Annotated in this window: 25 protein-coding genes; 16 read left to right on the top strand and 9 right to left on the bottom strand. The window is 42.2% G+C overall.

All coding sequences use genetic code 11. The annotated features are described in order from the left end of the window. Positions 1-89: 89 nt before the first annotated feature. Positions 90-758 carry an MIP/aquaporin family protein gene (locus O3611_RS07230; protein WP_371608215.1) on the top strand — a complete coding sequence of 223 codons (669 nt, stop codon included), beginning with the start codon at positions 90-92 and terminating at the stop codon, positions 756-758. 262 nt (positions 759-1,020) lie between these two features. Here the strand turns inward: O3611_RS07230 and queF are convergent, their stop codons facing one another. The 7 genes from queF to O3611_RS07195 form a co-directional block, all read right to left on the bottom strand. Then, entirely contained in the window at positions 1,021-1,512 is a 492-nt protein-coding gene (gene queF / locus O3611_RS07225) for a preQ(1) synthase (protein WP_371608214.1), read from the bottom strand. Between the two features lie 18 nt (positions 1,513-1,530). Next, positions 1,531-2,247, bottom strand: a complete 717-nt coding sequence (gene queE / locus O3611_RS07220) for a 7-carboxy-7-deazaguanine synthase QueE (protein ID WP_371608213.1) — start codon at positions 2,245-2,247, stop codon at positions 1,531-1,533. Beyond that, positions 2,240-2,683: a 6-carboxytetrahydropterin synthase QueD gene (gene queD, locus O3611_RS07215; RefSeq protein WP_125415378.1), complete on the bottom strand. Its 444-nt coding sequence runs from the start codon at positions 2,681-2,683 to the stop codon at positions 2,240-2,242. Before queD ends, queE begins: the two co-directional genes overlap by 8 nt. Next, a complete protein-coding gene (queC, locus tag O3611_RS07210; RefSeq protein ID WP_153224871.1) occupies positions 2,683-3,336 on the bottom strand; it encodes a 7-cyano-7-deazaguanine synthase QueC in 654 nt (217 codons plus the stop codon). Before queC ends, queD begins: the two co-directional genes overlap by 1 nt. Positions 3,337-3,537: 201 nt before the next feature. Further along, on the bottom strand, positions 3,538-3,852 hold the full coding sequence (gene trxA / locus O3611_RS07205) for a thioredoxin (RefSeq protein WP_001029581.1): 315 nt from the start codon (positions 3,850-3,852) through the stop codon (positions 3,538-3,540). 14 nt (positions 3,853-3,866) lie between these two features. Next, a complete protein-coding gene (locus O3611_RS07200; protein ID WP_000570256.1) occupies positions 3,867-4,088 on the bottom strand; it encodes a DUF4649 family protein in 222 nt (73 codons plus the stop codon). Positions 4,089-4,187: 99 nt separating this feature from the next. Then, positions 4,188-4,568 (bottom strand): MarR family transcriptional regulator, encoded by a 381-nt coding sequence (locus O3611_RS07195; RefSeq protein ID WP_084917404.1) that lies wholly within the window; start codon positions 4,566-4,568, stop codon positions 4,188-4,190. A 281-nt stretch (positions 4,569-4,849) separates the two neighbouring features. On the opposite strand from O3611_RS07195, the gene O3611_RS07190 reads away from it, so the two are divergent. The 3 genes from O3611_RS07190 (at position 4,850) to O3611_RS07180 (ending at position 6,769) form a co-directional block, all read left to right on the top strand. Beyond that, a complete protein-coding gene (locus O3611_RS07190) occupies positions 4,850-5,224 on the top strand; it encodes a CidA/LrgA family protein (RefSeq protein ID WP_000781321.1) in 375 nt (124 codons plus the stop codon). Further along, complete coding sequence (locus O3611_RS07185; protein WP_248034829.1) at positions 5,221-5,916, top strand: LrgB family protein; 696 nt, start codon at positions 5,221-5,223, stop codon at positions 5,914-5,916. The genes O3611_RS07190 and O3611_RS07185 overlap by 4 nt, the downstream gene beginning before the upstream one ends. Before the next feature lie 190 nt (positions 5,917-6,106). Then, a complete protein-coding gene (locus O3611_RS07180; RefSeq protein ID WP_248034830.1) occupies positions 6,107-6,769 on the top strand; it encodes a hypothetical protein in 663 nt (220 codons plus the stop codon). 110 nt (positions 6,770-6,879) lie between these two features. Here O3611_RS07180 and O3611_RS07175 read toward each other — a convergent pair whose 3' ends face one another. Next, positions 6,880-12,393 carry an SIALI-17 repeat-containing surface protein gene (locus O3611_RS07175; protein ID WP_371608212.1) on the bottom strand — a complete coding sequence of 1,838 codons (5,514 nt, stop codon included), beginning with the start codon at positions 12,391-12,393 and terminating at the stop codon, positions 6,880-6,882. A 315-nt stretch (positions 12,394-12,708) separates the two neighbouring features. Here O3611_RS07175 and O3611_RS07170 point away from each other — a divergent pair, with 315 nt between their 5' ends. The 12 genes from O3611_RS07170 to O3611_RS07115 all read left to right on the top strand — a co-directional run bounded on the left by O3611_RS07170 (position 12,709) and on the right by O3611_RS07115 (position 20,379). Then, positions 12,709-12,954 (top strand): YneF family protein, encoded by a 246-nt coding sequence (locus O3611_RS07170; protein ID WP_001048970.1) that lies wholly within the window; start codon positions 12,709-12,711, stop codon positions 12,952-12,954. Between the two features lie 205 nt (positions 12,955-13,159). Then, positions 13,160-13,954 carry a glutamate racemase gene (racE, locus tag O3611_RS07165; protein WP_049503242.1) on the top strand — a complete coding sequence of 265 codons (795 nt, stop codon included), beginning with the start codon at positions 13,160-13,162 and terminating at the stop codon, positions 13,952-13,954. Then, entirely contained in the window at positions 13,951-14,922 is a 972-nt protein-coding gene (locus O3611_RS07160; RefSeq protein WP_061863415.1) for a nucleoside-triphosphate diphosphatase, read from the top strand. Before racE ends, O3611_RS07160 begins: the two co-directional genes overlap by 4 nt. After that, positions 14,898-15,419 carry a metallophosphoesterase gene (locus O3611_RS07155; protein ID WP_004251713.1) on the top strand — a complete coding sequence of 174 codons (522 nt, stop codon included), beginning with the start codon at positions 14,898-14,900 and terminating at the stop codon, positions 15,417-15,419. Before O3611_RS07160 ends, O3611_RS07155 begins: the two co-directional genes overlap by 25 nt. Next, positions 15,416-15,877 (top strand): cyclic-di-AMP-binding protein CbpB, encoded by a 462-nt coding sequence (cbpB, locus tag O3611_RS07150; protein WP_371608211.1) that lies wholly within the window; start codon positions 15,416-15,418, stop codon positions 15,875-15,877. Before O3611_RS07155 ends, cbpB begins: the two co-directional genes overlap by 4 nt. Further along, entirely contained in the window at positions 15,874-16,608 is a 735-nt protein-coding gene (xerD, locus tag O3611_RS07145; RefSeq protein WP_371608210.1) for a site-specific tyrosine recombinase XerD, read from the top strand. Before cbpB ends, xerD begins: the two co-directional genes overlap by 4 nt. Further along, positions 16,608-17,342, top strand: a complete 735-nt coding sequence (locus O3611_RS07140) for a segregation/condensation protein A (protein ID WP_371608209.1) — start codon at positions 16,608-16,610, stop codon at positions 17,340-17,342. Before xerD ends, O3611_RS07140 begins: the two co-directional genes overlap by 1 nt. Before the next feature lie 12 nt (positions 17,343-17,354). Beyond that, positions 17,355-17,924, top strand: coding sequence for an SMC-Scp complex subunit ScpB (gene scpB, locus O3611_RS07135; protein WP_371608208.1), 570 nt, complete (start codon positions 17,355-17,357; stop codon positions 17,922-17,924). After that, positions 17,911-18,636 (top strand): pseudouridine synthase, encoded by a 726-nt coding sequence (locus tag O3611_RS07130; RefSeq protein WP_016466836.1) that lies wholly within the window; start codon positions 17,911-17,913, stop codon positions 18,634-18,636. The genes scpB and O3611_RS07130 overlap by 14 nt, the downstream gene beginning before the upstream one ends. After that, positions 18,636-18,890 (top strand): membrane protein insertion efficiency factor YidD, encoded by a 255-nt coding sequence (gene yidD, locus O3611_RS07125; RefSeq protein ID WP_049510280.1) that lies wholly within the window; start codon positions 18,636-18,638, stop codon positions 18,888-18,890. Before O3611_RS07130 ends, yidD begins: the two co-directional genes overlap by 1 nt. A gap of 103 nt (positions 18,891-18,993) precedes the next feature. Then, positions 18,994-20,058 carry a glutamyl aminopeptidase gene (gene pepA, locus O3611_RS07120; RefSeq protein ID WP_153224885.1) on the top strand — a complete coding sequence of 355 codons (1,065 nt, stop codon included), beginning with the start codon at positions 18,994-18,996 and terminating at the stop codon, positions 20,056-20,058. Between the two features lie 24 nt (positions 20,059-20,082). Continuing rightward, positions 20,083-20,379 carry a bacteriocin immunity protein gene (locus tag O3611_RS07115; protein WP_371608207.1) on the top strand — a complete coding sequence of 99 codons (297 nt, stop codon included), beginning with the start codon at positions 20,083-20,085 and terminating at the stop codon, positions 20,377-20,379. Between the two features lie 134 nt (positions 20,380-20,513). On the opposite strand, the gene O3611_RS07110 is transcribed toward O3611_RS07115, so the two are convergent. Beyond that, the gene (locus tag O3611_RS07110) at positions 20,514-22,145 is read right to left on the bottom strand and encodes a Na/Pi cotransporter family protein (protein WP_371608206.1); all 1,632 of its coding nucleotides are present in this window, start codon (positions 22,143-22,145) and stop codon (positions 20,514-20,516) included. Between the last annotated feature and the right edge of the window lie 28 nt (positions 22,146-22,173).

Genomic DNA, 22,173 nt, shown 5'->3' with positions numbered 1-22,173 from the left:
AAACTTACACAAAATTTCCAAGCACATTTCTTGAAACCCTTTCCTTCTTCTGATAGACTAATACATAGTTTGAAAAAAGGAGACTTAACATGAAAAAATTTGTTGCTGAATTAATCGGTACTTTTATGCTTGTGTTCATCGGAACAGGAGCCGTTGTTTTTGGAAATGGTGTTGAAGGTCTTGGACACCTTGGGATTGCTCTTGCTTTTGGTTTGGCAATCGTAGTCGCGGCCTTCTCAATCGGAACTGTTTCAGGTGCTCACTTGAACCCAGCTGTTTCTATCGCTATGTTTGTTAACAAACGTTTGTCATCTTCAGAGCTTGTAAACTACATCCTTGGACAAGTGGTTGGTGCTTTCCTTGCATCTGGATCTGTACTCTTCCTCTTGGCAAATTCAGGTATGTCAACTGCAAGTCTTGGTGAAAATGCCTTGGCAAACGGTGTAACTGTCTTTGGTGGTTTCTTGTTTGAAACAATCGCAACATTCTTGTTTGTTTTGGTCATCATGACTGTAACTTCAGCAAGCAAAGGGAATGGCGCAATCGCTGGTTTGGTGATTGGTTTGTCATTGATGGCTATGATCCTTGTTGGATTGAACATCACTGGACTTTCAGTAAACCCAGCTCGTAGCTTGGCTCCTGCTGTCTTGGTAGGTGGCGCAGCTCTTCAACAAGTTTGGATTTTCATCCTTGCACCAATCGTTGGTGGAGTTCTTGCAGCTCTCGCTGCTAAAAATTTCCTTGGAACAGAAGAATAATTGAAACTTAAAAAGCCTTGCTCCTCATCTTGAGGAACAGGGCTTTTTCGTATTATACTCTTCGAAAATCTCTTCAAATCACGTCAGCTTCCATCTGCAACCTCAAAACAGTATTTTGAGCTGACTTCGTCAGTTCTATCTGCAACCTCAAAACAGTGTTTTGAGCTGACTTCGTCAGTCTTATCTACAACCTCAAAGCAGTGCTTTGAGCAACCTGCGGCTAGCTTCCTAGTTTGCTCTTTGGTTTTCATTGAGTATAAGTTTAACGGTTGTCAATTTTCTCTGGATAGAGGTCATGTTGGAAGAGGCGTTGTTCTGCCAATCCTTCATACTTGGTTCCAGGTCTACCGTAGTTGTAGTAGGGGTCGATTGAAATGCCACCGCGAGGTGTAAATTTTCCCCAGACTTCTAAATAGCGAGGGTCTAGCAAGTTGATCAAGTCTTTCCCGATAGTGTTGATACAGTTTTCATGAAAATCTCCATGGTTTCGGTAGCTAAAAAGGTAGAGTTTGAGGGATTTTGACTCGACACAGAGCTTGTCAGGAATGTAGGAAATATAAATAGTTGCAAAGTCTGGCTGAGCAGTGATGGGACAAAGTGAGGTAAATTCAGGGCAGTTGAACTTGATGAAATAGTCATTTTCCACATGACGATTGTCAAAGGATTCGAGGACTTCTGGTTGATATTCGAAAATGTAGTTGGTTTCTTTGTTGCCCAGGAGGCTGAGGTTTTTCATTTCTTCTTGTTGTGACATGATTTTTTCTTTCTAATCTTAAACACCACGTTGGTTATCGTAGAGGAGGGTATGGAGTTGAGGAAGGACGCGGACATTTCCCCAGCTATCGTCGGCAGCGACGCGTTCCCAGAGTTCTTTGAGGCGATCCAATTGGTCTTGGACAATATTGCCTGTAGCCTTGGGCTCAGGATTTCCCGCCGATAAGAAGAGGACATCTGGTTGGTAGCGTTCTTGAATACCTTTGGCGAAGGCTAGATCTGCATCATCAAAGACAGGGATTTTAAAGGTGACTTTGTCTGGGTCTAGTTGGGAAACGATAAAGTCCAAGGTCTCAAAGTTGACTTCCATCTTGGAGGAAGGAGGCTTAGGACTCAGAGTGACTTGGTCGATATCTTTTAACCAATTTTGCCAGCGGGAGCCTTGGGTCTCAACGGCAAGAGTGATACCACGTTCCTTGAGCTTGGTTACTAGCTCAGCCATGTTGGCTGCTAGGATAGCAGGATTTCCGCCAGACAAGGTAACGTAGTCGTAGCTCCCCAATTTATCTAATTCAGCAATGACCTCATCAGCTGTCATGCGAGTTGGTTTTTCAGAACCATCCCAAGTAAAGGCAGAATCGCACCAGTCGCAGTGGTAGTCGCAACCTGCAGTGCGGACAAACATGGTTTTCTGCCCAATAGCACGACCTTCACCTTGAAAGGTTGGGCCAAAAATTTCCAGAACTGGTAGTTTGAGGACACGTTCCCTAGTCATCTAACCACTCCCGTCTAAATTCCGCAAAGGCAGTCGGAGTCTCATAGAGGCGAACGTATTCCAAACGGAGACCACGTTCGTCTGGCAACTCTTGGTTCATAGTTTGAAAAATCCAGTAAACCATATTTTCAGCAGTCGTGTTCATATAGGGAAGAGTTTCATTGAGATAGCGATGATCCAAGTGGGGTTCTAAGTAGTCCTTGTAGATCGCTTTGATGTCTCCAAAATCGTAGGTCATACCACGTTCATCTAAAAATCCACTGACAGCAATCTGCAGATGATAAGTGTGACCATGCAGAGATTTGCATTTTCCCTCATAGTGAAAGAGGTGGTGGGCGGCATCAAAGGTAAATTCTTTTGATACTAAGGTTCTGTGAGGATTGTAGACAAGAGATTCCCCTGTTTCCTGTTTGATTTCTTTGGGTGCAAAAAACATTAGGCCTCTCCTTTCTGTGAGAGATAAACATCTAACCCATGTTGACGTAGGTGGCAGGCTGGACAATCCCCACAGCCACTGCCGATAATTCCATTGTAGCAGGTCAAGGTCTTTTCGCGAACATAGCCAAAGGCACCGAGTTGGTCAGCTAATTCCCAAGTTTCAGCCTTGTCCAGCCACATGAGAGGTGTTTGGATAACGAAGTCGTAATCCATGGCAAGGTTGAGCGTCACATTAAGGGATTTGACAAAGACATCTCGACAATCAGGGTAGCCAGAGAAATCTGTCTCACAGACACCTGTCACGATGTCTTTAATGCCACGTTGCTTGGCAAGAACTGCCGCAAAGGATAGAAAGAGGTGGTTGCGACCATCAACGAAGGTATTGGGAACCTCTCCCTCTTTTTGCTCAATCTCCATATCAGAGGTCAGGGCATTTTCAGTGATTTGCCCCAGCAGAGACATATCTAAGATGTGATGACGAATGCCTTGTTCCTTAGCGATTTCTTGGGCAACTTGAATTTCGAGATGATGGCGTTGACCATAGGCAAAGGTGACAGCTTCGACTGTTTCATAGTGTTCTTTAGCCCAAAAGAGGCAGGTTGTGGAATCTTGACCGCCACTAAAGACGACCAAGGCTGATTGACGTTTCATAGTACTCCTTCCAAAATGGGAAATGTTCAGAGCACGCAAAAAGCTCCCATGAGGGAGCTAAAAAATACCAAGTAGAGGTTTTTTTTAGCGATGGCATGTCCCAAACATCGTAATATTCTACCTACAGTCTAGCATATTTTTTGAAAAATGGCAAAGGACAAGAAAAAAGAGACCAAAGCAAGTACTTGGTCTCTAGTATGATTAGCTCAATTCAGCAACGATGGCCTTGATTTGTTCTGCTGTATGAACACCAGCAACTTGTTTTACCACTTGGCCGTCTTTTTTGAAGAGAAGAGTTGGGATAGACATGATTCCAAAAGCACGAGCTGTATTTGGATTTTCATCAACGTCCATTTTAACGATTTTCAAAACATCTTCTGAAAGTTCTTCAGACAATTTATCCAAGATTGGACCTTGCATACGACATGGACCACACCAAGTTGCCCAGAAGTCTACCAAGACCAAACCGTCTTTTGTTTCTTGTTCGAATGTTGCATCTGTAATTGCTTTTGCCATTGTATTTCTCCTTTTTAGTTATATTGGCTTAAATCTTGTTTCATGAGATAGAAGAAGACATCTCCATAAGTCCCATGGTAGTCCAAATCATGACCGTTGTAAGTTAATTTTTGGACAGGGTAGTAGTCTGCGACGCCGATAAGGCAAGCTTGTTGTGAACGATCAAAATCTTCATAAGACTCGAAAGTCACAGTTCTTTCGTTCTTGCTGGCATCTAGATAGGTAATTTCAATCATTTTAAAAACTCCTTTATTTAATGATGACTTTATTTTACTCCTTGTAAAAGAGAATGTCAAGAAAAATGATTGCGCACGCAACTTTTTTCTAAAATCATCTTAAATCAAGAAATCCAAACCAGTTTCCAAGCTTTCTTCGACAGCCTTTTGTAGCGAGGCCAGTGTCTTTTGCCCATCACTTGTCAGGCAGATAAAGCTAGAGCGTCTATCTTGATCACAACACATGCGACTGAGTAGACCGCAATTTTTAGCTTCCAAGCGAGCTACCATTCGAGAAACAGCGCTCGGGCTCAGATGAAGCTTATCTGGCAGGTCAATCTGGCGTAGAGATTTTTCTTGGGCCAAGTCCAGATAGTAGAGGAGGTAGAACTCTTTCAAGGTCAGACTTTGGTCACTCTGCTGGGCAATGGTCTCTTCCAAGAGACCTTCAATTTCTTTTTGACGACGATTGAAGTCAAACCATTTTTCCAAATAGGTCATAGTATCTCCTTTCTTTTTAGAGTCATAAGTAGAAGAAAGTCCATTAACGGACAATCTCTGTATCACAAGATGATTGCGCATGCAATAATTATACTACTTTTCAAGAAAGCTGGCAAGAAGGACGCTGAAATCTTTTATCCTAAATTACGCTGTTTTCACTAGTCTGTAATTGCCTGTATCCCCTTTCTTCTCAAACTTTCATCAACTCTTGTGTATTTCCTTGAAATTTTCTGAAAAAAGAGTAAACTGGTATGCAAGAAGTCTATTTCGTGGAGTTTAGGATGAAATTATATGTTCAATTAATGATTCTCTTTGTGATTTCTCTAATCGGAGAGGGGATCTCTAGTTTCTTTCATTTGCCCATTCCAGGCAGTATTATCGGCTTGATTATTCTTTTTCTAGCCTTGCAGTTCAAGTGGCTGCGTATCCGCCATGTCAATATGGTGGGGAACTTTTTGCTGGCCAACATGACCATCCTCTTTCTACCTCCTGCGGTTGGAATTATGGAAAAGTTTGATGTGATTGCTCCCTATCTCCTACCTATTGTCTTGATTGTCTTTTTTGCGGCAGTAATCAATATCATCTTGATTGCGCTTGTGGTTCAATTTATCAAAAAACGCTATGAAGGTGACTACGAAGAAAGAGGTGCTAAATGAGCGAATTTGTATCCAATCCCCTTTTTGGGATCGCCCTGTCCATCTTAGCCTATCTTGGGGGAATGATGATTTTCAGACGCTATCCTCATCCCTTAACGACTCCCTTGTTGCTGTCAGCTATTTTTATTATCATCTTTCTAAAGGTAACTGGCATTTCCTACCAAGATTACTACCAAGGTGGGGTTTATCTTAACAACTTGATTGTTCCTTCAACAGTGGCTCTAGGAATTCCCCTTTATAAGAGTTTCCACTTGATGAAGCATCATGCTCGCAGTATTCTCTTTGGTAGTTTGCTGGCGGTAGTGGTCAATACCTCTTTCACAGCCCTTGTGGCCAAAATCTTTGGTATGGACTTTTTCCTAGCTATTTCCCTCTTTCCTAAGTCAGTAACGACTGCTATGGCAGTGGGAATCACAGAAAAGTTGCAGGGCTTGACTACTGTGACTCTAGTAGTTGTCGTAGCGACTGGTATTTTGACCAGTGTAATCGGACCAACACTTCTAAAATGGCTAAAAATAGACGATCCAGTAGCTGTTGGACTAGCCCTGGGTGGAACAGGACACGCTGTTGGAACTGGAACGGCCTTTCGCTATGGACCAGTTGCAGGTGCTATGGGAGGATTAGCTATTGGTGTTACAGGTGTTCTCTATGTATTTATCAGTCCTATTGTAGCTAATTTGATCTTGAGTTAAAAAGCAAGGGTTAAGAATTTGGAGAACATCGGTTTTATTTTAGGGTGAGGATGAAAAAGATTGTCCTGTGACCCGAAACTATATCTATCTATCTAGGACTTAAGAGTTGAAGAAAAGTGGCGTCAAGGGGATTTTACAGAAATGAATAGAGATAGTTTATGAATGAAAAATTAAATTTTTAAAGAAATATGTGATATCTGGAGAGCTGGTCGAGATTTTATCTAATTTTAAAAATCTGTCCAATCATCCTATTCCACAATATTGGCGGGATGCGTTTCAAACATCAGATTTTTCTAAAAGAAAACAAATCATCCTAGGAGAATGGAAAAAATATCTAGCTGAAGAACTCAGCAATACGATCTCTTATCTAGAAGAGTTTCTGGAGGCTATAGACCTTATCAAAATTGGACCTACCTATTCCTTGCTTTATTCCATTAGAACTTATCAGAGCAAGAGTCTAGTATTTTATGAGGGTAAAATACCGATTTCGGACCGAGAGTTTACAGACCACTTTAATCAGTCAAAACTAGAACTTGACGGGAGTATCCGTGATTTCTATACACATATTCATGAAGGGTTTAATGACTATACCAGTAAAAGCATGGGCTTAGACGATCTAGATATGATTGAACCAATAGCTGATTATGATTGGGAATTTGAGGATCAGTTAACAAATGACATTTCCAGTTATTACAATTTTTTTAGCAATGGTATGGGAAAGTATCTCGTATTAGACTTATCTAAACCAATGAGTCAAGGTGGAGTGTTCTGGTCAAAGGATGAGTTACCCATTTACCCAATCCCTTTTTGGGATTATGTAGATGAATGGATTATTCTGGGGCTTGATTTCTAGGTGTTTGATTGTCAGTGACTTTATTGATAAGGTTAAAACAGAAAAAGGATGGAATGATTTTCCATCCTTTTTTATCTAGGAATAAATTTTTATTCCTGGGGGGACAATGTTTAATCTTTCTTACCTTTTAGTAAGAAGGCAGCCGAGAGGGCTAGGCTGAGGCTCGCCATAAAGAGGAGGGGACTAGTCTGTTCACCAGTAGCTGGAAGTTGTTTTTCATTCGTAGAGGCTTTGTCATTGACATCATTACTTTCAACCAATGGTTTTGTAGTTTCTAGGTTTCTTTCTTCCATATGAACTGGGATAGGTTTAATAGTTGATCCTTCTGTCTTGTAAACAATAGCATAGGTGTTCAGGTCAAGAGCGATAAACTCAAGATACCCATCTCGGATGGTGAACTCTTGTGATTTTAAGTCTTTTGTCGGAGTCAACTGATAGAGTTCTTGGACAGCACCTGAAACTGGTAAACGAACGAGTACAGCACCTTTTGGTTGAACTAATTTGCCATCTTTATCCTTGAGTTGAAGGGCATAAGCATCGTATATCTTGCCTAAGAGTTCTTTGTTTTCAACTTTTTGACTGTCAAGATAACTTGCTCCTTCGAGTTCAGTTGTTCCACTAATAACTTGAGCTCTTGTGGTCTTATCTTTCATTACTTTGAGTTTAAACTCAGGAAGTGTGATGCTTGGTGCTTCTTGGTCTCCTGCAGTCCCTATAGGCTCAGTGTATTCAGGGATAACCACAGAAGGCGCTTCTTGATCTCCTGCAGTTCCAATAGGCTCAGTGTATTCAGGAATTACAACGGAAGGTGCTTCTTGGTCTCCTGCAGTCCCGATAGATTCAGTATATTCAGGGATTATCACGGAAGGTGCTTCTTGGTCTCCTGCAGTCCCGATAGGTTTGGTATATTCAGGAATTACAACGGAAGGTGCTTCCTGGTCTCCCGCTGTGCCGATAGGCTCAGTGTATTCGGGGATTTCCACAGTAGGTGCTTCCTGATTTCCCACAGTTCCAATAGGTTTGGTATATTCAGGTCTTTCCACAGTAGGTGCTTTCTGATCCCCAGCAGTTCCGATAGGACCAGTGTATTCAGGTCTTTCCACAGTAGGTGCTTTCTGATCCCCAGCAGTTCCGATAGGACCAGTGTATTCAGGTCTTTCCACGGAAGGTGCTTCTTGATCCCCAGCAGTTCCGATAGGACCGGTGTATTCAGGAATTTCCACAGAAGGTGCCTCCTGATCCCCAGCAGTTCCGATAGGACCAGTGTATTCAGGTCTTTCCACGGAAGGTGCTTCTTGCTCCCCAGCAGTTCCGATAGGACCAGTGTATTCAGGTCTTTCCACAGTAGGTGCTTCTTGATCTCCCGCTGTTCCAATAGGCTCTGTGTACTCAGGAATGGTTACAACTGGAGCAGGCTCATCCCCTTTACTTGTAAGGATTTTTTCTTCAACTGGAGCAGTTTCGTCTTTAGGAAAGACTGCTACAACAGGACTAGTAGTTGTTGTATCTTGGATGGCATAAGCTTCTATCGAATTGCCAGCTTTACGATCTGTAGCCTCAGGAATATCTAGTTGAACCTTGTTGTCCTTAATGGTTAATACTGTTTGTTCGCCCGATGTGACAAGATGGTCATCATCGACTTTTCTGAGTAGAAGAGGACCTTTGATACCAGGGAAGGTGACAGCGACTCCATCCCAATTACCAGTTGGTAGGGTTAAGGTAACAGTCTTATCTTTGGACTTAATAGGATCAAGGCTTGGACTATCGAGAGACACGGACGGAGCTTTTAAGATATCAAAGGAATCAAGAGAAACTTTCTTTCGTCCTTGTGGAGAATTTGGATCTACTTTCAAAGTGAGAACATGGTCGCCATCTGTTAGATTGGTGAATTCACCAATCAAAGCTCCTTTTTCAGTTGCTCCTGGAGTGTAGAAGTCAAGGGCTGGCATCTCTTTTCCATCCAGTGTGACAAGTGCCTTGCCTAGTGATGCTGTTTTTAATCCATAGATTCTGATACCTGTTCCAGAGAATGGAATGGTTGCAGTGGCTTCAGAAGCAAGGCTATCATCAGCGTTGATGTCAGCGTATTTTTCTGTAGAAGCATAGAGTTCTGCATCGCTCCAATCCTTAAACATGGAACCATACTGGATACGAGGGTCACGGTCGTCGATTTTCTCAACAGTTGCTCCTTGTCCTGGGAAGACTTTGAAGTAATCGAGAGAAATTTTTGCACGCTCATTTGCACGTCCTTTGTGCTCGCGCTTAACAGTGATGGTCATCAAATGAGGACCTGAGGATAGATTTGTGTAACGTCCTATCAATACACCTTTTTCAGTTGCTCCTGCTGTATAGAAGTCAAGTTCTCCAACAGACTTGCCATCGATTTTAACGTCAGCAAGTCCTAATTGAGAAGACTTGAGTCCGTAAATTTCAATACCAGGTCCATTGAAAGGAATGGTTGCTGTTGTATCCTTATCGGAATAATTCCCATTTGAGATATCGGCGTATTTCTCTGTTCCACCAAAGAGTTCTGAGTCAGCCCAGTTTCCATAAGCAGAGCCGTATTGGATGCGCTTGTCACGGTCATCCATCAACTCACTGAAGGCATCGATAGAAGCAGAATCTGAAACTGGTGTTGTACGGTCCCCTAGCATAGCCTTAACGCTATAAGTATAGGCATGACTAGAATCAATTGAGCGATCGATAAAGTGAGTTTGGTTGGTGATGAACTCACGAACGCTAGGAGTTTGGCTGTTTTCATCCTTGCTTTCTCGTCGGATGACATAATGACTTGCTCCCTCAACTGTGTTAAAGTCGAGTTCAGCTGTGACGGAATCTTTTCGAAGGGCTGATAAGCGAGTCACTCGTCCAGGGAAGTTTTCAAAGGTAATGACATCACCCTTTTGAGTCGCAAGTTGGATACGGTTATCTTTGAGGCGACTAGCTTGAACTTCCTTGCCATTAATCTTGATGATACTAGATTCGATATTTGGATAGTCTACGACTAAGTCTCCACCAACATTAGAAAGGAAAGATAGCGTTTCAAGATTTTTCTCTTTCCATTTCATGCTGACTTCAAAGTTACCACGAGCGACTAAGCCTGAGACTTGCCCGTCTTTCCATGCATCTGGAAGGGCTGGTAATGGGGCAATGTAGCCTGTGTGAGACTGAAGGAGCATTTCTGCCATACCGCTGGTTGCACCAAAGTTCCCATCGATTTGGAAAGGCGCGTGCGTATCCCAGAGGTTTTCTAGAGTTGAAGATCTGAGCTGTTCTGCCAACAAACGGTGGGCGCGATTTCCATCTAAGAGACGAGCCCAGAGGTTGATTTTATTGGCTTTAGACCAACCAGTTCCACCATCTCCACGGTGGTTTAGGGTTGCGCGTGCAGCTTCTAGATATTCAGGCTGATCCTTGCCAAATAGAGTACCTGGGAAGAGTCCAACCAAATGAGAAACGTGGCGGTGATGGTTTTCGATGCCTTCGTTAGTGAATTGCGGGCTGTCTTCTTCGTACCATTCCTTGATACGGCCGTCTTGGTTGATATGAAGTGGTTTGAGCTTGTCAAATTTAGCCTTCACTTCTGTCACCAAATCTTGGTCGACCTTCAGATGATTGGCTGCTTCCATATAGTCGTGGAATAACTGCCAAACTAGAGATTGGTCAAAGGTATTCCCAATCGTGATAGTTCCATGTTCTGGCGAGTAGGATGGAGAAGAAACCCAACGGTCACTAGCCTTGTCGTAGTGCAAGAAGGAATTCCAGAACTTAGCAGTTTCCTTGAGCATTGGATAAATCTTTTCCTTAAGATAAGTTTCATCCTTGGTGAATTTGTAGTAGTCATAGACGTTCTGCATCATCCAAGCATTGGCAGCAGGAGACCAACCCCAATAGTAGTTCCAACCAGGAGTAGTCCAGCCAAATGGTGTCGCCTGAGTATGAACCAACCAACCGTTTTCTTGACCTTCTTTGGATTCGATACCTGCGTATTCTTTAGCAGCGATACGACCATAATAGCGCATGTCGTCGATATAATTGATCATTGGCTTAGCCGTTTCTGCGAGATTACTCATGTAGGCAGGCCAGTAGTTCATTTGTAGGTTGACATTGAGGTGGTAGTCTGAGTTCCAAGGTGGATTATCTACAGCATTCCAGACTCCTTGCAAGTTGGCAGGGAGGGCATCTGTCCGGTTACGAGAAGAACTGATCAGTAGGTAACGTCCGTATTGGAAGAAGAGCTCTTCTAGTTTTTGCCCTTTTGTTGGATTATAGGTTTGGAGAGCTTCTTTTGTAGTTTGATTAGACTTGCTACCGCCGAGGTTTAGTTGAACACGATTGAAAAGACTTTGGTAATCCTTGATGTGGTCATTTTTCAGAGTCTCATAGTCTTTGGCTTTGGCAGTTTCGACGATAGATTTGACAGTTTTTTCTACATCAATATCCTTGCGGTAGTTGGTTTTCGGATTTTGAGCAAAATTAGTCTTGGCGCTGAGTAGCAGTGTTGCATAACTTGCTCCTGTAACAGTCAAATAACCATCTTGAGCAGTGACTTGTCCATCTGTCTTGATACCAAGATAAGAGGCAAATTTCAGACCGTTGTCTTTGACAGTTCCCTTGAGTAAAATACCATTAGAATCAACGCTAACAGTCCCTTGTTTGTATTTAGAATTCTCCCAAGAATAATCTCCATTAGCAATCAAATCTTCAGTCAAGCTGTTCCAAAGGGTAAAATCAAGCGTCTTATCTCCCTTTTTAGTCAAATGGGTAACAGTGACGTCATCTGGATAACTAGAGAAGGTTTCTCGTTTGAAACTTGTCCCATCTTGGGTATAGGAGGTAGTTGTGATAGCTTCAGAAATATCTAAGCCACGATGATAGTCAGTAACATTTTCCAAGCCCTTCTTCTGGTTATTAAAGACCATGAAGATATCACCGAAGGCTAGGTAGCGACCGTATTGGGCATTGTTTGGCCCAACCAAATTTCTCTCTGCTAGTTGTTTGGCTTTTTGACGGTTACCGTCTTCTAAGGCCTTACGAATTTCGGCTAAGACTTTGTAGCGGTCCTTGTAGTTTCCTCCGTTGTAGTCTTGACTATCTGGCTGTGGGCCTCCAGACCAAAGTGTTTTTTCGTTGTATTGGATTCTTTCTTCACCGATGAGTCCGAAAACCTTGGCACCCATTTCCCCATTTCCGACTGGGAGGGCTTGTTTTTCCCATCCGTCATAGGAAGGAGCAGTTGGCTGGTTGTAATGTAATTCGTAATGTTCTTGCTTGTTCACAGGAAGTTCTGGTTTCTCGCTCTCCTTATTGTCAGCAGGTGCGGTAGTAGCACTTGTCTCTGACTGACTACTAGTTTGAGGTAGTTCTGCCTCAGGGTTTGTTTGCTTTTCAGCTGATTCAGCTACAGGCTGAGTCTCTGTGTTAGAAGCAACAACTTCCTCTACCTTCGTATCCGGTTTAGCAGAGGTTTCAGTAATTGTTGCCTCACTTTCCGTAATCTCGACACCATCAGCAGCAACACCCTGTGCTGCTAAAAACACAGCTCCAAGTAAAACAGAGGCAGCTCCGACACTTAGCTTGCGGATGCTATACTTGCAGGATTTTTCCCAATATCTCTTATCCACAAAATTCTCCTTTCTTAATTCTGTAAGCGCATACATTGTCTTTTAAAAAAATAAGTCTTGCAGAAATATGTGTGATTTTTTCAGATAATCTTAATATAACAAATAAACAAAACTATTGCAAGGGCTTTCAAGAGAAATGGCCTTATTTTACCAAATTTTAGTGCTTCTATTTTTTTTATAAAAATCGAACTTAAAAATGATTAGATATGAAATGAAATATGAGGAATTAGCCATCTGAAAGCGTAACTCAAACTAGTCAGGCGTAGGACTTTATGGTATAATATAGAAGATTCAAAAAGAAACAGGAGAAATGTTATGAACCTTATTTTAGCAATTGTATTGATTCTTTTGGCTTTTCTAGGAGGAGCTCTTGGAGGTATGTACTTGGTGCGCAAGCAAATCGAAAAAGAATTTGCGGATAACCCACGTTTGAACGCAGAAGCAGTTCGTACTCTCTTGAGTGCAAACGGTCAAAAGCCAAGTGAAGCTAAAGTACAACAAGTTTACCACCAAATCATTCGCCAACAAAAAGCAGCCCTTGCTAACAATAAAAAGAAATAAATAGGAAAAGTCTGGGATGAAAGTTCCAGACTTCTCACTATGTTTGACTGATATTTAGAGATAAGACTTTTTCCTTGCATTCTATTGATAATTGATTATGATTAAGAGGGAGACAGTGGGGAGCTACCCAGTCTGTCAGCAATTTCAGGAAGAAATGAATAATAATGAACTATCAATCAGAAAAAAATACTAGAAAGAAGACTGTATGGATAATCGACCGATTGGTTTTTTGGATTCGGGCGTTGGAGGCTTGACCGTTGTACGTGAACTCATGCGCCAGCTTCCCCATGAAGAAATCGTCTATATTGGAGATTCGGCACGGGCTCCTTATGGTCCCCGTCCTGCTGAGCAGATTCGTGAATATACTTGGCAACTGGTCAACTTTCTTTTGACCAAGGATGTTAAGATGATTGTTATTGCTTGTAATACAGCAACGGCAGTCGTCTGGGAAGAGATTAAAGCCAAGTTGGATATTCCGGTATTGGGTGTGATTTTGCCTGGTGCATCAGCAGCCATCAAAGCGAGTCAAGGTGGGAAGATCGGTGTGATTGGAACCCCGATGACGGTAAAATCAGATATTTATCGACAAAAGATTCATGATCTAGACCCAGATTTACAAGTGGAAAGCTTGGCCTGCCCTAAGTTTGCTCCCTTGGTCGAGTCAGGTGCTCTATCGACCAGTGTGACCAAGAAAGTTGTCTATGAAACTTTGCGTCCCTTAGTCGGAAAAGTGGATAGCTTGATTTTAGGCTGTACTCATTATCCACTCCTCAGACCTATCATCCAAAATGTCATGGGGCCTAAGGTTCAGCTGATCGATAGTGGAGCTGAGTGTGTGCGCGATATCTCAGTCTTACTCAATTACTTTGAGATTAACCGTAGTCGAGATGCAGCGCCCCTTCAACACCGTTTTTATACAACAGCTAATAGTCAGAGTTTTGCCCAGATTGGTGCAGAATGGCTGGAAAAAGAGATTCATGTGGAGCATGTAACATTATGACAAACAAAATTTATGAATACAAGGATGACCAGGACTGGTATGTTGGATCCTACAGTGTTTTTGGTGGCATTCGGACTTTGACGGATGATGAGTTAGAGTTTCCGCTATTTGATTTGGCCAAAATCTTTCGAGATGAGGAGCGAGGATTTCCGCTTTCAGTCACTGTTTTACGATATGGTTCAGCCTACCGCTTACTCTCTTTTGTGGTAGATATTCTCAACCAAGAAGCGAACCGAAACTTAGAAGTCATCCAACGTCAGGGTGCCTTGCTCTTAGTTGAAAATGGACAACTTCTGCATGTAGAATTGCCTAAAGAAGGAGTCAATGTTCAAGACTTTTTCGAGACAAATAAAGTCAGAGAAACCTTGTTGATTGCAACTCGTAACGAAGGTAAAACCAAGGAATTTCGTGCTATCTTTGACAAACTAGGTTATGACGTAGAAAATCTCAATGATTATCCAGACCTACCTGAAGTAGCCGAAACAGGTATGACATTTGAAGAAAATGCCCGCCTTAAGGCAGAAACCATCTCTAAATTAACAGGCAAGATGGTTTTAGCTGATGACTCTGGTCTTAAAGTCGATGTTCTCGGTGGATTACCAGGTGTCTGGTCAGCTCGATTTGCAGGAGTAGGGGCTACTGACCAAGAAAATAATGCTAAACTCTTGCACGAGTTGGCTATGGTCTTTGAACTAAAGGACCGTTCAGCTCAATTCCATACAACCTTGGTCGTAGCTAGCCCAGGTAAGGAAAGCTTGGTTGTCGAAGCTGATTGGCCAGGTTACATTAACTTTGAACCTAAGGGGGAAAATGGTTTTGGTTATGATCCACTCTTCTTAGTAGGAGAAACTGGTAAATCATCAGCTGAATTAACCCTTGAAGAAAAAAATAGTCAATCCCACCGTGCCTTAGCCGTTAAGAAACTTTTGGAGGTATTTCCATCATGGCAAAGCAAACCATCATTGTAATGAGTGACTCCCACGGAGATAGCTTGATTGTAGAAGAAATACGTGACCGCTATCTTGGGAAAGTTGATGCCATTTTTCACGATGGTGACTCGGAACTTCGCCCAGACTCACCACTCTGGGAAGGAATCCAAGTAGTCAGAGGAAACATGGACTTTTATTCAGACTATCCAGAACGTTTGGTGACTCAACTGGGTCCTACCAAGATTATCCAGACTCATGGACATTTGTTTGATATTAACTTCAATTTCCAAAAGCTTGATTTTTGGGCTCAAGAGGAAGATGCAGATATCTGTCTTTATGGGCACTTGCATGTTCCAAATGCTTGGATGGAAGGGAAGACCCTTTTCCTAAATCCTGGTTCTATTAGTCAACCACGTGGGACCATCAGAGAATGTCTCTATGCCCGTGTAGAGATTGATGATAGCTACTTTAAAGTGGACTTTTTGACACGTAACCATGAGGTCTATCCAGGCTTATCCAAGGAGTTCGCTCGATGATTGCCAAAGAGTTTGAACAGTTTTTACTGGAGCAAGAGGAAACCTTTTTAACTCCTGCTGGAAATTTGGCTGTGCTCATTGATACCCACAATGCAGATCATGCAATTCTCCTCCTTAGCCAGATGACCTATACCAGAGTGCCAGTAGTGACTGATGAGAAAGGATTTGTCGGAACCATTGGACTTAGAGACATTCTGGCCTACCAGATGGAGCAGGGCTTGAGTCAGGAAGCCATGTCAGATACGGATATCGTACACATGACTAAGAAGGACGTAGCAGTTGTCAGTCCAGACTATACACTGACGGATGTTTTACATAAGTTAGTGGATGAGTCTTTCCTACCAGTCGTTGACAAGGATGGTATCTTCCAAGGCATTATCACACGGAAGTCTATCCTTAAGGCTGTCAATGCCCTTCTGCATGATTTTAGTAAGGAATATGAGATTCGAAGCAAATGAGAGAAGGAATTTCAGTATTTTTAGAAGAAAAACAAGGTTTGTCTGTAAATTCTAAGCAATCCTATAAGTATGACTTGGAGCAGTTTTTAGATCTTGTGGGAGAACGAATCTCTGAGACAAGTTTAAAAATCTACCAAGCTCAGCTATCTCAGTTTAAAATCAGTGCCCAAAAGCGTAAGGTTTCTGCTTGCAATCAATTTCTTTACTTTTTATACCAGAAGGGGAAAATTGCTACCTTTTATCGTTTAGAATTGCCGAAACAGGCTGAGAAAAAGCAAGTTCAGTCAGAACTTTTAGATCTCAGTTCTTTCTGGCAAGAAAGTGCCTATCCAGAGGGACGCTTGTTGGCCTTACTGATAGTTGAATTGGGCCTCTTACCAAGTGAAATTCTAGCCTTAAAAACAAGTGATGTGAACCTAGATTTTCAAGTGTTGAGAGTCAATAAAGCTTCTCAACAAAGAATCTTGAGCCTTCCCACAAACCTGCTTGCGGAGTTAGAACCTTTGATGGGACAGAGCTACCTCTTTGAAAAAGCTGGGAAGCCCTATTCTCGTCAGTGGGCCTTTCGTCAGTTAGAAGCCTTTCTAAAGGAAAAAGGTTTTTCAGCCTTATCTGCCCAAGGATTGAGAGAACAGTTTATATTAAGACAAATCGAAGAAAAGGTTGACTTGTACGAAATTGCTAAAAAATTAGGATTAAAGACAGTCATGACCTTGGAAAAATATAGATAATGGATATTAAATTAAAAGATTTTGAAGGGCCTTTGGACTTGCTCCTACACTTGGTTTCAAAGTACCAGATGGATATCTATGATGTGCCGATTACAGAGGTTATCGAGCAATATCTAGCTTATATCTCGACCTTACAAGCCATGCGTTTAGAGGTGGCAGGTGAATACATGGTCATGGCTAGTCAACTCATGCTAATCAAGAGTCGCAAGCTCTTGCCAAAGGTTGCAGAAGTGACGGATTTAGAGGATGACCTAGAGCAGGATCTCCTTTCTCAAATCGAAGAATACCGTAAGTTTAAACTTTTGGGAGAGCAGTTGGAAGTGAAGCATCAAGAACGAGCTCGATATTACTCAAAAGCGCCGACAGAGTTGATTTATGAGGATGCTGAACTTGTGCATGATAAGACGACGATTGATCTTTTCTTAGCCTTTTCAACCTTACTGACCAAGAAAAAGGAAGAATTCTCGAAAAGTCACACAACAATCTTACGAGATGAGTATAAGATTGAGGATATGATGGTTATCGTCCGAGAAGCCTTGGTTGAAGGTGAGCAATTATGCTTGCAGGATTTGTTTAAAGAAACCAAGGATTTACAAGAGGTCATCACACTATTTTTAGCAACCTTGGAGTTGATTAAAACCCAAGAAATTCTCTTGATTCAAAAAGAGAGCTTTGGAGATATCTATCTCCTGAAAAAGAATGAGGAAAATCAAGTAGAGCAGAGTCAAGCTTGATAGAGAGGGAATATGAGTACTTTAGCAGAAATAGAAGCGCTCTTGTTTGTAGCGGGTGAAGAGGGGATTAGGATTCGCCAGTTGGCTGAGCTCCTTTCTTTGCCACCGACTGGTATCCAGCAAAGCTTAGAAAAATTAGCCAAAAAGTATGAAAAAGACCAGGATTCCAGTTTAGCCTTGATTGAGACAGGTGGTGCCTACAGATTGGTAACCAAGCCTCAATTCGCAGCCGTTTTGAAAGAATACTCTAAGGCACCTATCAATCAGAGCCTGTCTCGGGCTGCCCTTGAAACCTTGTCCATCATTGCTTATAAGCAGCCTATCACACGGATAGAGATCGATGCTATTCGGGGGGTTAATTCAAGTGGAGCGCTAGCTAAGTTGCAAGCCTTTGACTTGATAAAAGAAGACGGGAAAAAAGAAGTTCTTGGACGCCCTAATCTCTATGTAACGACGGATTATTTTCTGGATTATATGGGCATTAACCATTTGGAAGAGTTGCCCGTGATTGATGAGCTTGACATTCAAGCACAAGAAAGCCAATTATTTGGTGAAAGGATAGAAGAAGATGAGAATCAATAAATATATTGCCCACGCAGGTGTGGCCAGTAGGAGAAAAGCAGAAGAGTTGATCAAGCAAGGCTTGGTAACTGTCAATGGCCAAGTGGTTCGTGAACTAGCAACGACTATCAAGTCAGGCGACAAGGTCGAAGTTGAAGGACAACCAATCTATAACGAAGAAAAGGTCTACTATCTGCTCAATAAACCACGCGGTGTGATTTCCAGTGTGACAGATGACAAGGGTCGTAAGACTGTTGTCGACCTTTTGCCCAATGTTAAAGAGCGTATCTACCCTGTGGGACGTTTGGACTGGGATACGTCTGGAGTTTTGATTTTGACCAATGATGGAGACTTTACAGATGAGATGATTCACCCTCGTAATGAGATTGACAAGGTCTATGTTGCGCGTGTGAAAGGAATTGCCAACAAAGAAAATCTTCGTCCCTTGACTCGAGGAGTAGAAATTGATGGCAAGAAAACCAAGCCAGCTGTTTACGAGATTCTCAAAGTGGATCCAGTCAAAAACCGTTCAGTTGTTCAATTGACTATCCATGAAGGACGCAATCACCAGGTCAAAAAAATGTTTGAAGCTGTTGGCCTCCAAGTAGATAAACTCTCTCGAACTCGTTTTGGTCATCTAGACTTGACAGGACTTCGTCCAGGAGAATCACGACGTCTCAATAAAAAAGAAATCAGCCAACTACACACCATGGCTGTAACCAATAATAAATAATGAAAAAAATCTTAATTGCGCCAGTGCGCTTTTACCAACGCTTTATCTCGCCAGCCTTTCCACCTTCTTGCAGATTTGAGCCCAGCTGTTCAAACTATATGATTCAAGCTATTGATAAACATGGATTCAAGGGAGTTTTGATGGGCTTGGCTAGGATATTACGTTGCCATCCTTGGTCTGAAACGGGTAAAGATCCAGTACCAGACTACTTTTCATTAAAGCGAAATACAAGAGAAGAAGGATCACATTTGTGATTCTTTTATTGTTATAAGAGTAAGTTACTTGGTAAAATGTTGATTTCCACTACCTTTCTCCTATAAAAAGTGGTAAAATGGTTGAAAGAAAGAAGGGATAGAAATGACAACATTATTTTCTAAAATCAAAGAAGTAACAGAACTTTCCGCTATCTCAGGTCATGAAGCACCTGTTCGCGCTTATCTTCGTGAAAAATTAACACCTCACGTGGATGAAGTTGTGACTGATGGCTTGGGTGGTATTTTTGGGGTTAAACACTCAGAAGTTGAAAATGCACCTCGTGTTTTGGTAGCCTCTCACATGGATGAAGTTGGTTTCATGGTTAGTGAAATCAAAGCAGACGGTACCTTCCGAGTAGTCAGCATTGGTGGTTGGAACCCTATGGTTGTTAGCAGCCAACGCTTTAAACTCTTTACACGTGAAGGCCGTGAGATTCCAGTAATTTCAGGTTCAGTTCCTCCACATTTGACTCGTAGCACAGGTGGACCAACTATGCCAGCTATTTCAGATATCGTTTTTGACGGTGGTTTTGCGGATAAGGCTGAGGCTGAAAGTTTTGGTATCCGTCCTGGAGATACAATTGTTCCAGATAGTAGCGCAATCCTCACTGCCAATGAAAAAAATATCATCTCAAAAGCATGGGATAACCGTTATGGTGTGCTCATGGTTAGCGAGTTGGCTGAAAACTTGTCAGGCCAAAAACTAGGAAATGAACTTTACCTTGGAGCTAACGTCCAAGAAGAAGTTGGACTTCGTGGTGCCCATGCCTCTACAACAAAATTTGATCCAGAAGTATTTCTTGCAGTTGACTGTTCACCAGCTGGTGATGTTTATGGTGGCCAAGGTAAGATTGGTGATGGAACCTTGATTCGTTTCTATGATCCAGGTCACTTGCTTCTCCCAGGAATGAAGGATTTCCTTTTGACAACTGCTGAAGAAGCTGGAATCAAGTACCAATACTACTGCGGAAAAGGTGGAACTGACGCAGGTGCAGCTCATCTGAAAAATGCTGGTGTACCTTCTACTACAATCGGTGTCTGCGCTCGTTATATCCATTCTCACCAAACACTTTATGCCATGGATGACTTCTTAGAAGCTCAAGCTTTCTTACAAGCCTTGGTTAAAAAATTAGATCGCTCTACTGTAGATTTGATCAAAAATTATTAAACTGAAAAGATGGAGGTGATGGGTATGGAAGAACCAAACCTAGAAACCTTGATACGGGATCTTTACAATCATGCCCGTCAAAACTTGAGTGAAGATCTAGTGATCGCACTTGTAGAGACTGCTAAGAAATTACCTAGCACCAATGAGCGATTGCTAGCAGTACGGCTATCAGGTCTGGTCACTCTTGAACTTCTCAAGAATCCCAAGACCCCAGCGCCAGAGTTAGTCAATCTGGCCAGCTTTATCCAAAAGGAAGAAGCTAGGTACAAGGGCGCAGCTGCCTCTTCCATTATGATTGGAGAGCTATTTAAAATGCTTTGATTCGTTCGAATCAAAGCATTTTTTTATCTTATACTCTTCGAAAATCAAATTCAAACCACGTCAGCTTCACCTTGCCGTACTCAAGTACAGCCTGCGGCTAGCTTCCTAGTTTGCTCTTTGATTTTCATTGAGTATTAAATTTGTTCAGCCAAAACTTTTTCAGCAAGGTTCATAGCGTGGTCTGACACGCGAGTATAGTGTGAAATAATGTCGATAAAGTTGACACCAGCTTGGGTAGAACATTCGCCGTTGTTGAGGCGTTTGATGTGTGTCTTACGAAGGACGCGTTCCATCTTGTTGATGGCTTCATGGCGTTCAATAAGTGATTGAGCTTTTTCAAGGTCATTGTTTTCAACACTCTCAAGAGCATCTTTAACGAAATCGCTTGTTTGACGGTAAATATCTTCCAACTCTTCTAGGGCTGAGTTAGAGAATTGAACATTCTTGCGTTGCAAGTAGTCGTTAAGATTAATCAAAGCTTCAGCGTGGTCACCGATACGTTCCAAGTCTCGAGAAGAGTCAAGGATGTTGGTTAAGACTTCACTCTCTTTTTGACTCAATGCTTCACTAGAAAGGCTGATGAGGTAACGTGTTAATTTCTCATCGATTGTATTGATAGCTTCTTCAGTCTTGTGCCCTTTTTCAGCTACTTTCTCGTCAGAATTGATGATGTAGTCATAAGAAAGGTCAAATGCTTTAACCGCATAGTTTCCTAAGTGCAAGAGTTCTTTCTTGGCATTTCCTAGGGCGATAGAAGGAGCTTGCTTGATGAGTTGTTCATCCAAGTAAAGAGGTTCGTATTTAACAACTTCGTCTTCACCAGGGATTAGCTTAGTAACAAAGTAAGCCAAGGCACCGATGAATGGGAATTGTACAATGGTGTTACTTACGTTAAAGGCACCGTGTGAGAAGGCAATCGTCATCTCAGGTGAGAGGTGAAGTAGTGCCTGGAAGTACTCGATCATCGCAGTGAATGGGCCTAATAAGATTAAGCAGAGGATGGTTCCTAAAACGTTAAAGGTAACGTGTGTTGCTGCAACCCGTTTAGCAGAAACATTTGCTCCGGCTGCTGCGATAATAACGGTTAAGGTTGTACCGATATTATCTCCGAATAGGACTGGTAGTGCCCCTTTGAGGTCGAGGAATCCACCTGCATAGAGACCTTGTAGAATCCCGATGGTTGCAGAAGATGCCTGAATCAAAACGGTAATGACAGCACCAGCCACAACTCCCAAGATAGGATTTTGCCCCAAGGTAACCATGTATTCCTTGAACTGAGGCAAGTCTTTAAGAGGGCTCATCCCAGCACTAATGAGGTTGAGGGCGTAGAAGATACCACCCACACCAAAAAGGATACGTCCAATATTATTTGCAGTACGGTTTTTTGTAAAGAATAAGAACATGGTTCCAAGGAAAATCAAGGGTAGGGCATACTCGCCAAGTTTGAAACCGATAATGAAGGACGTTACGGTCGTTCCAATATTGGCTCCCATGATAATCCCGATGGCCTGTCTAAGGGTGAGGAGACTAGCACTGACCAGTCCAACTGTAATAACCGTTACACCTGTACTTGACTGGATTAGGGCAGTGACGACAATCCCCACTAAAACCCCTAAGAAGGGATTACTTGTGTACTTGTCAATGTAATATCGAAGGCGGTCTCCAGCAGCTTGTTGCAAACCGTCTCCCATGGTCTTGATACTATATAAAAATAGACCCAGACCACCTAAAAAGTGAAAAATAATTTCCTGCCAATTAATGGACATTTTCTTTTTCCTCCGAAAAATAATCGCG

The sequence above is a fragment of the Streptococcus sp. 27098_8_91 genome (genome assembly GCF_041432385.1).
In the GTDB taxonomy this organism is placed as follows: Bacteria; Bacillota; Bacilli; order Lactobacillales; family Streptococcaceae; genus Streptococcus.
The sequence above is the reverse complement of the archived record's forward strand: the minus strand, read 5'-3'. Positions and strand labels throughout refer to the sequence as shown.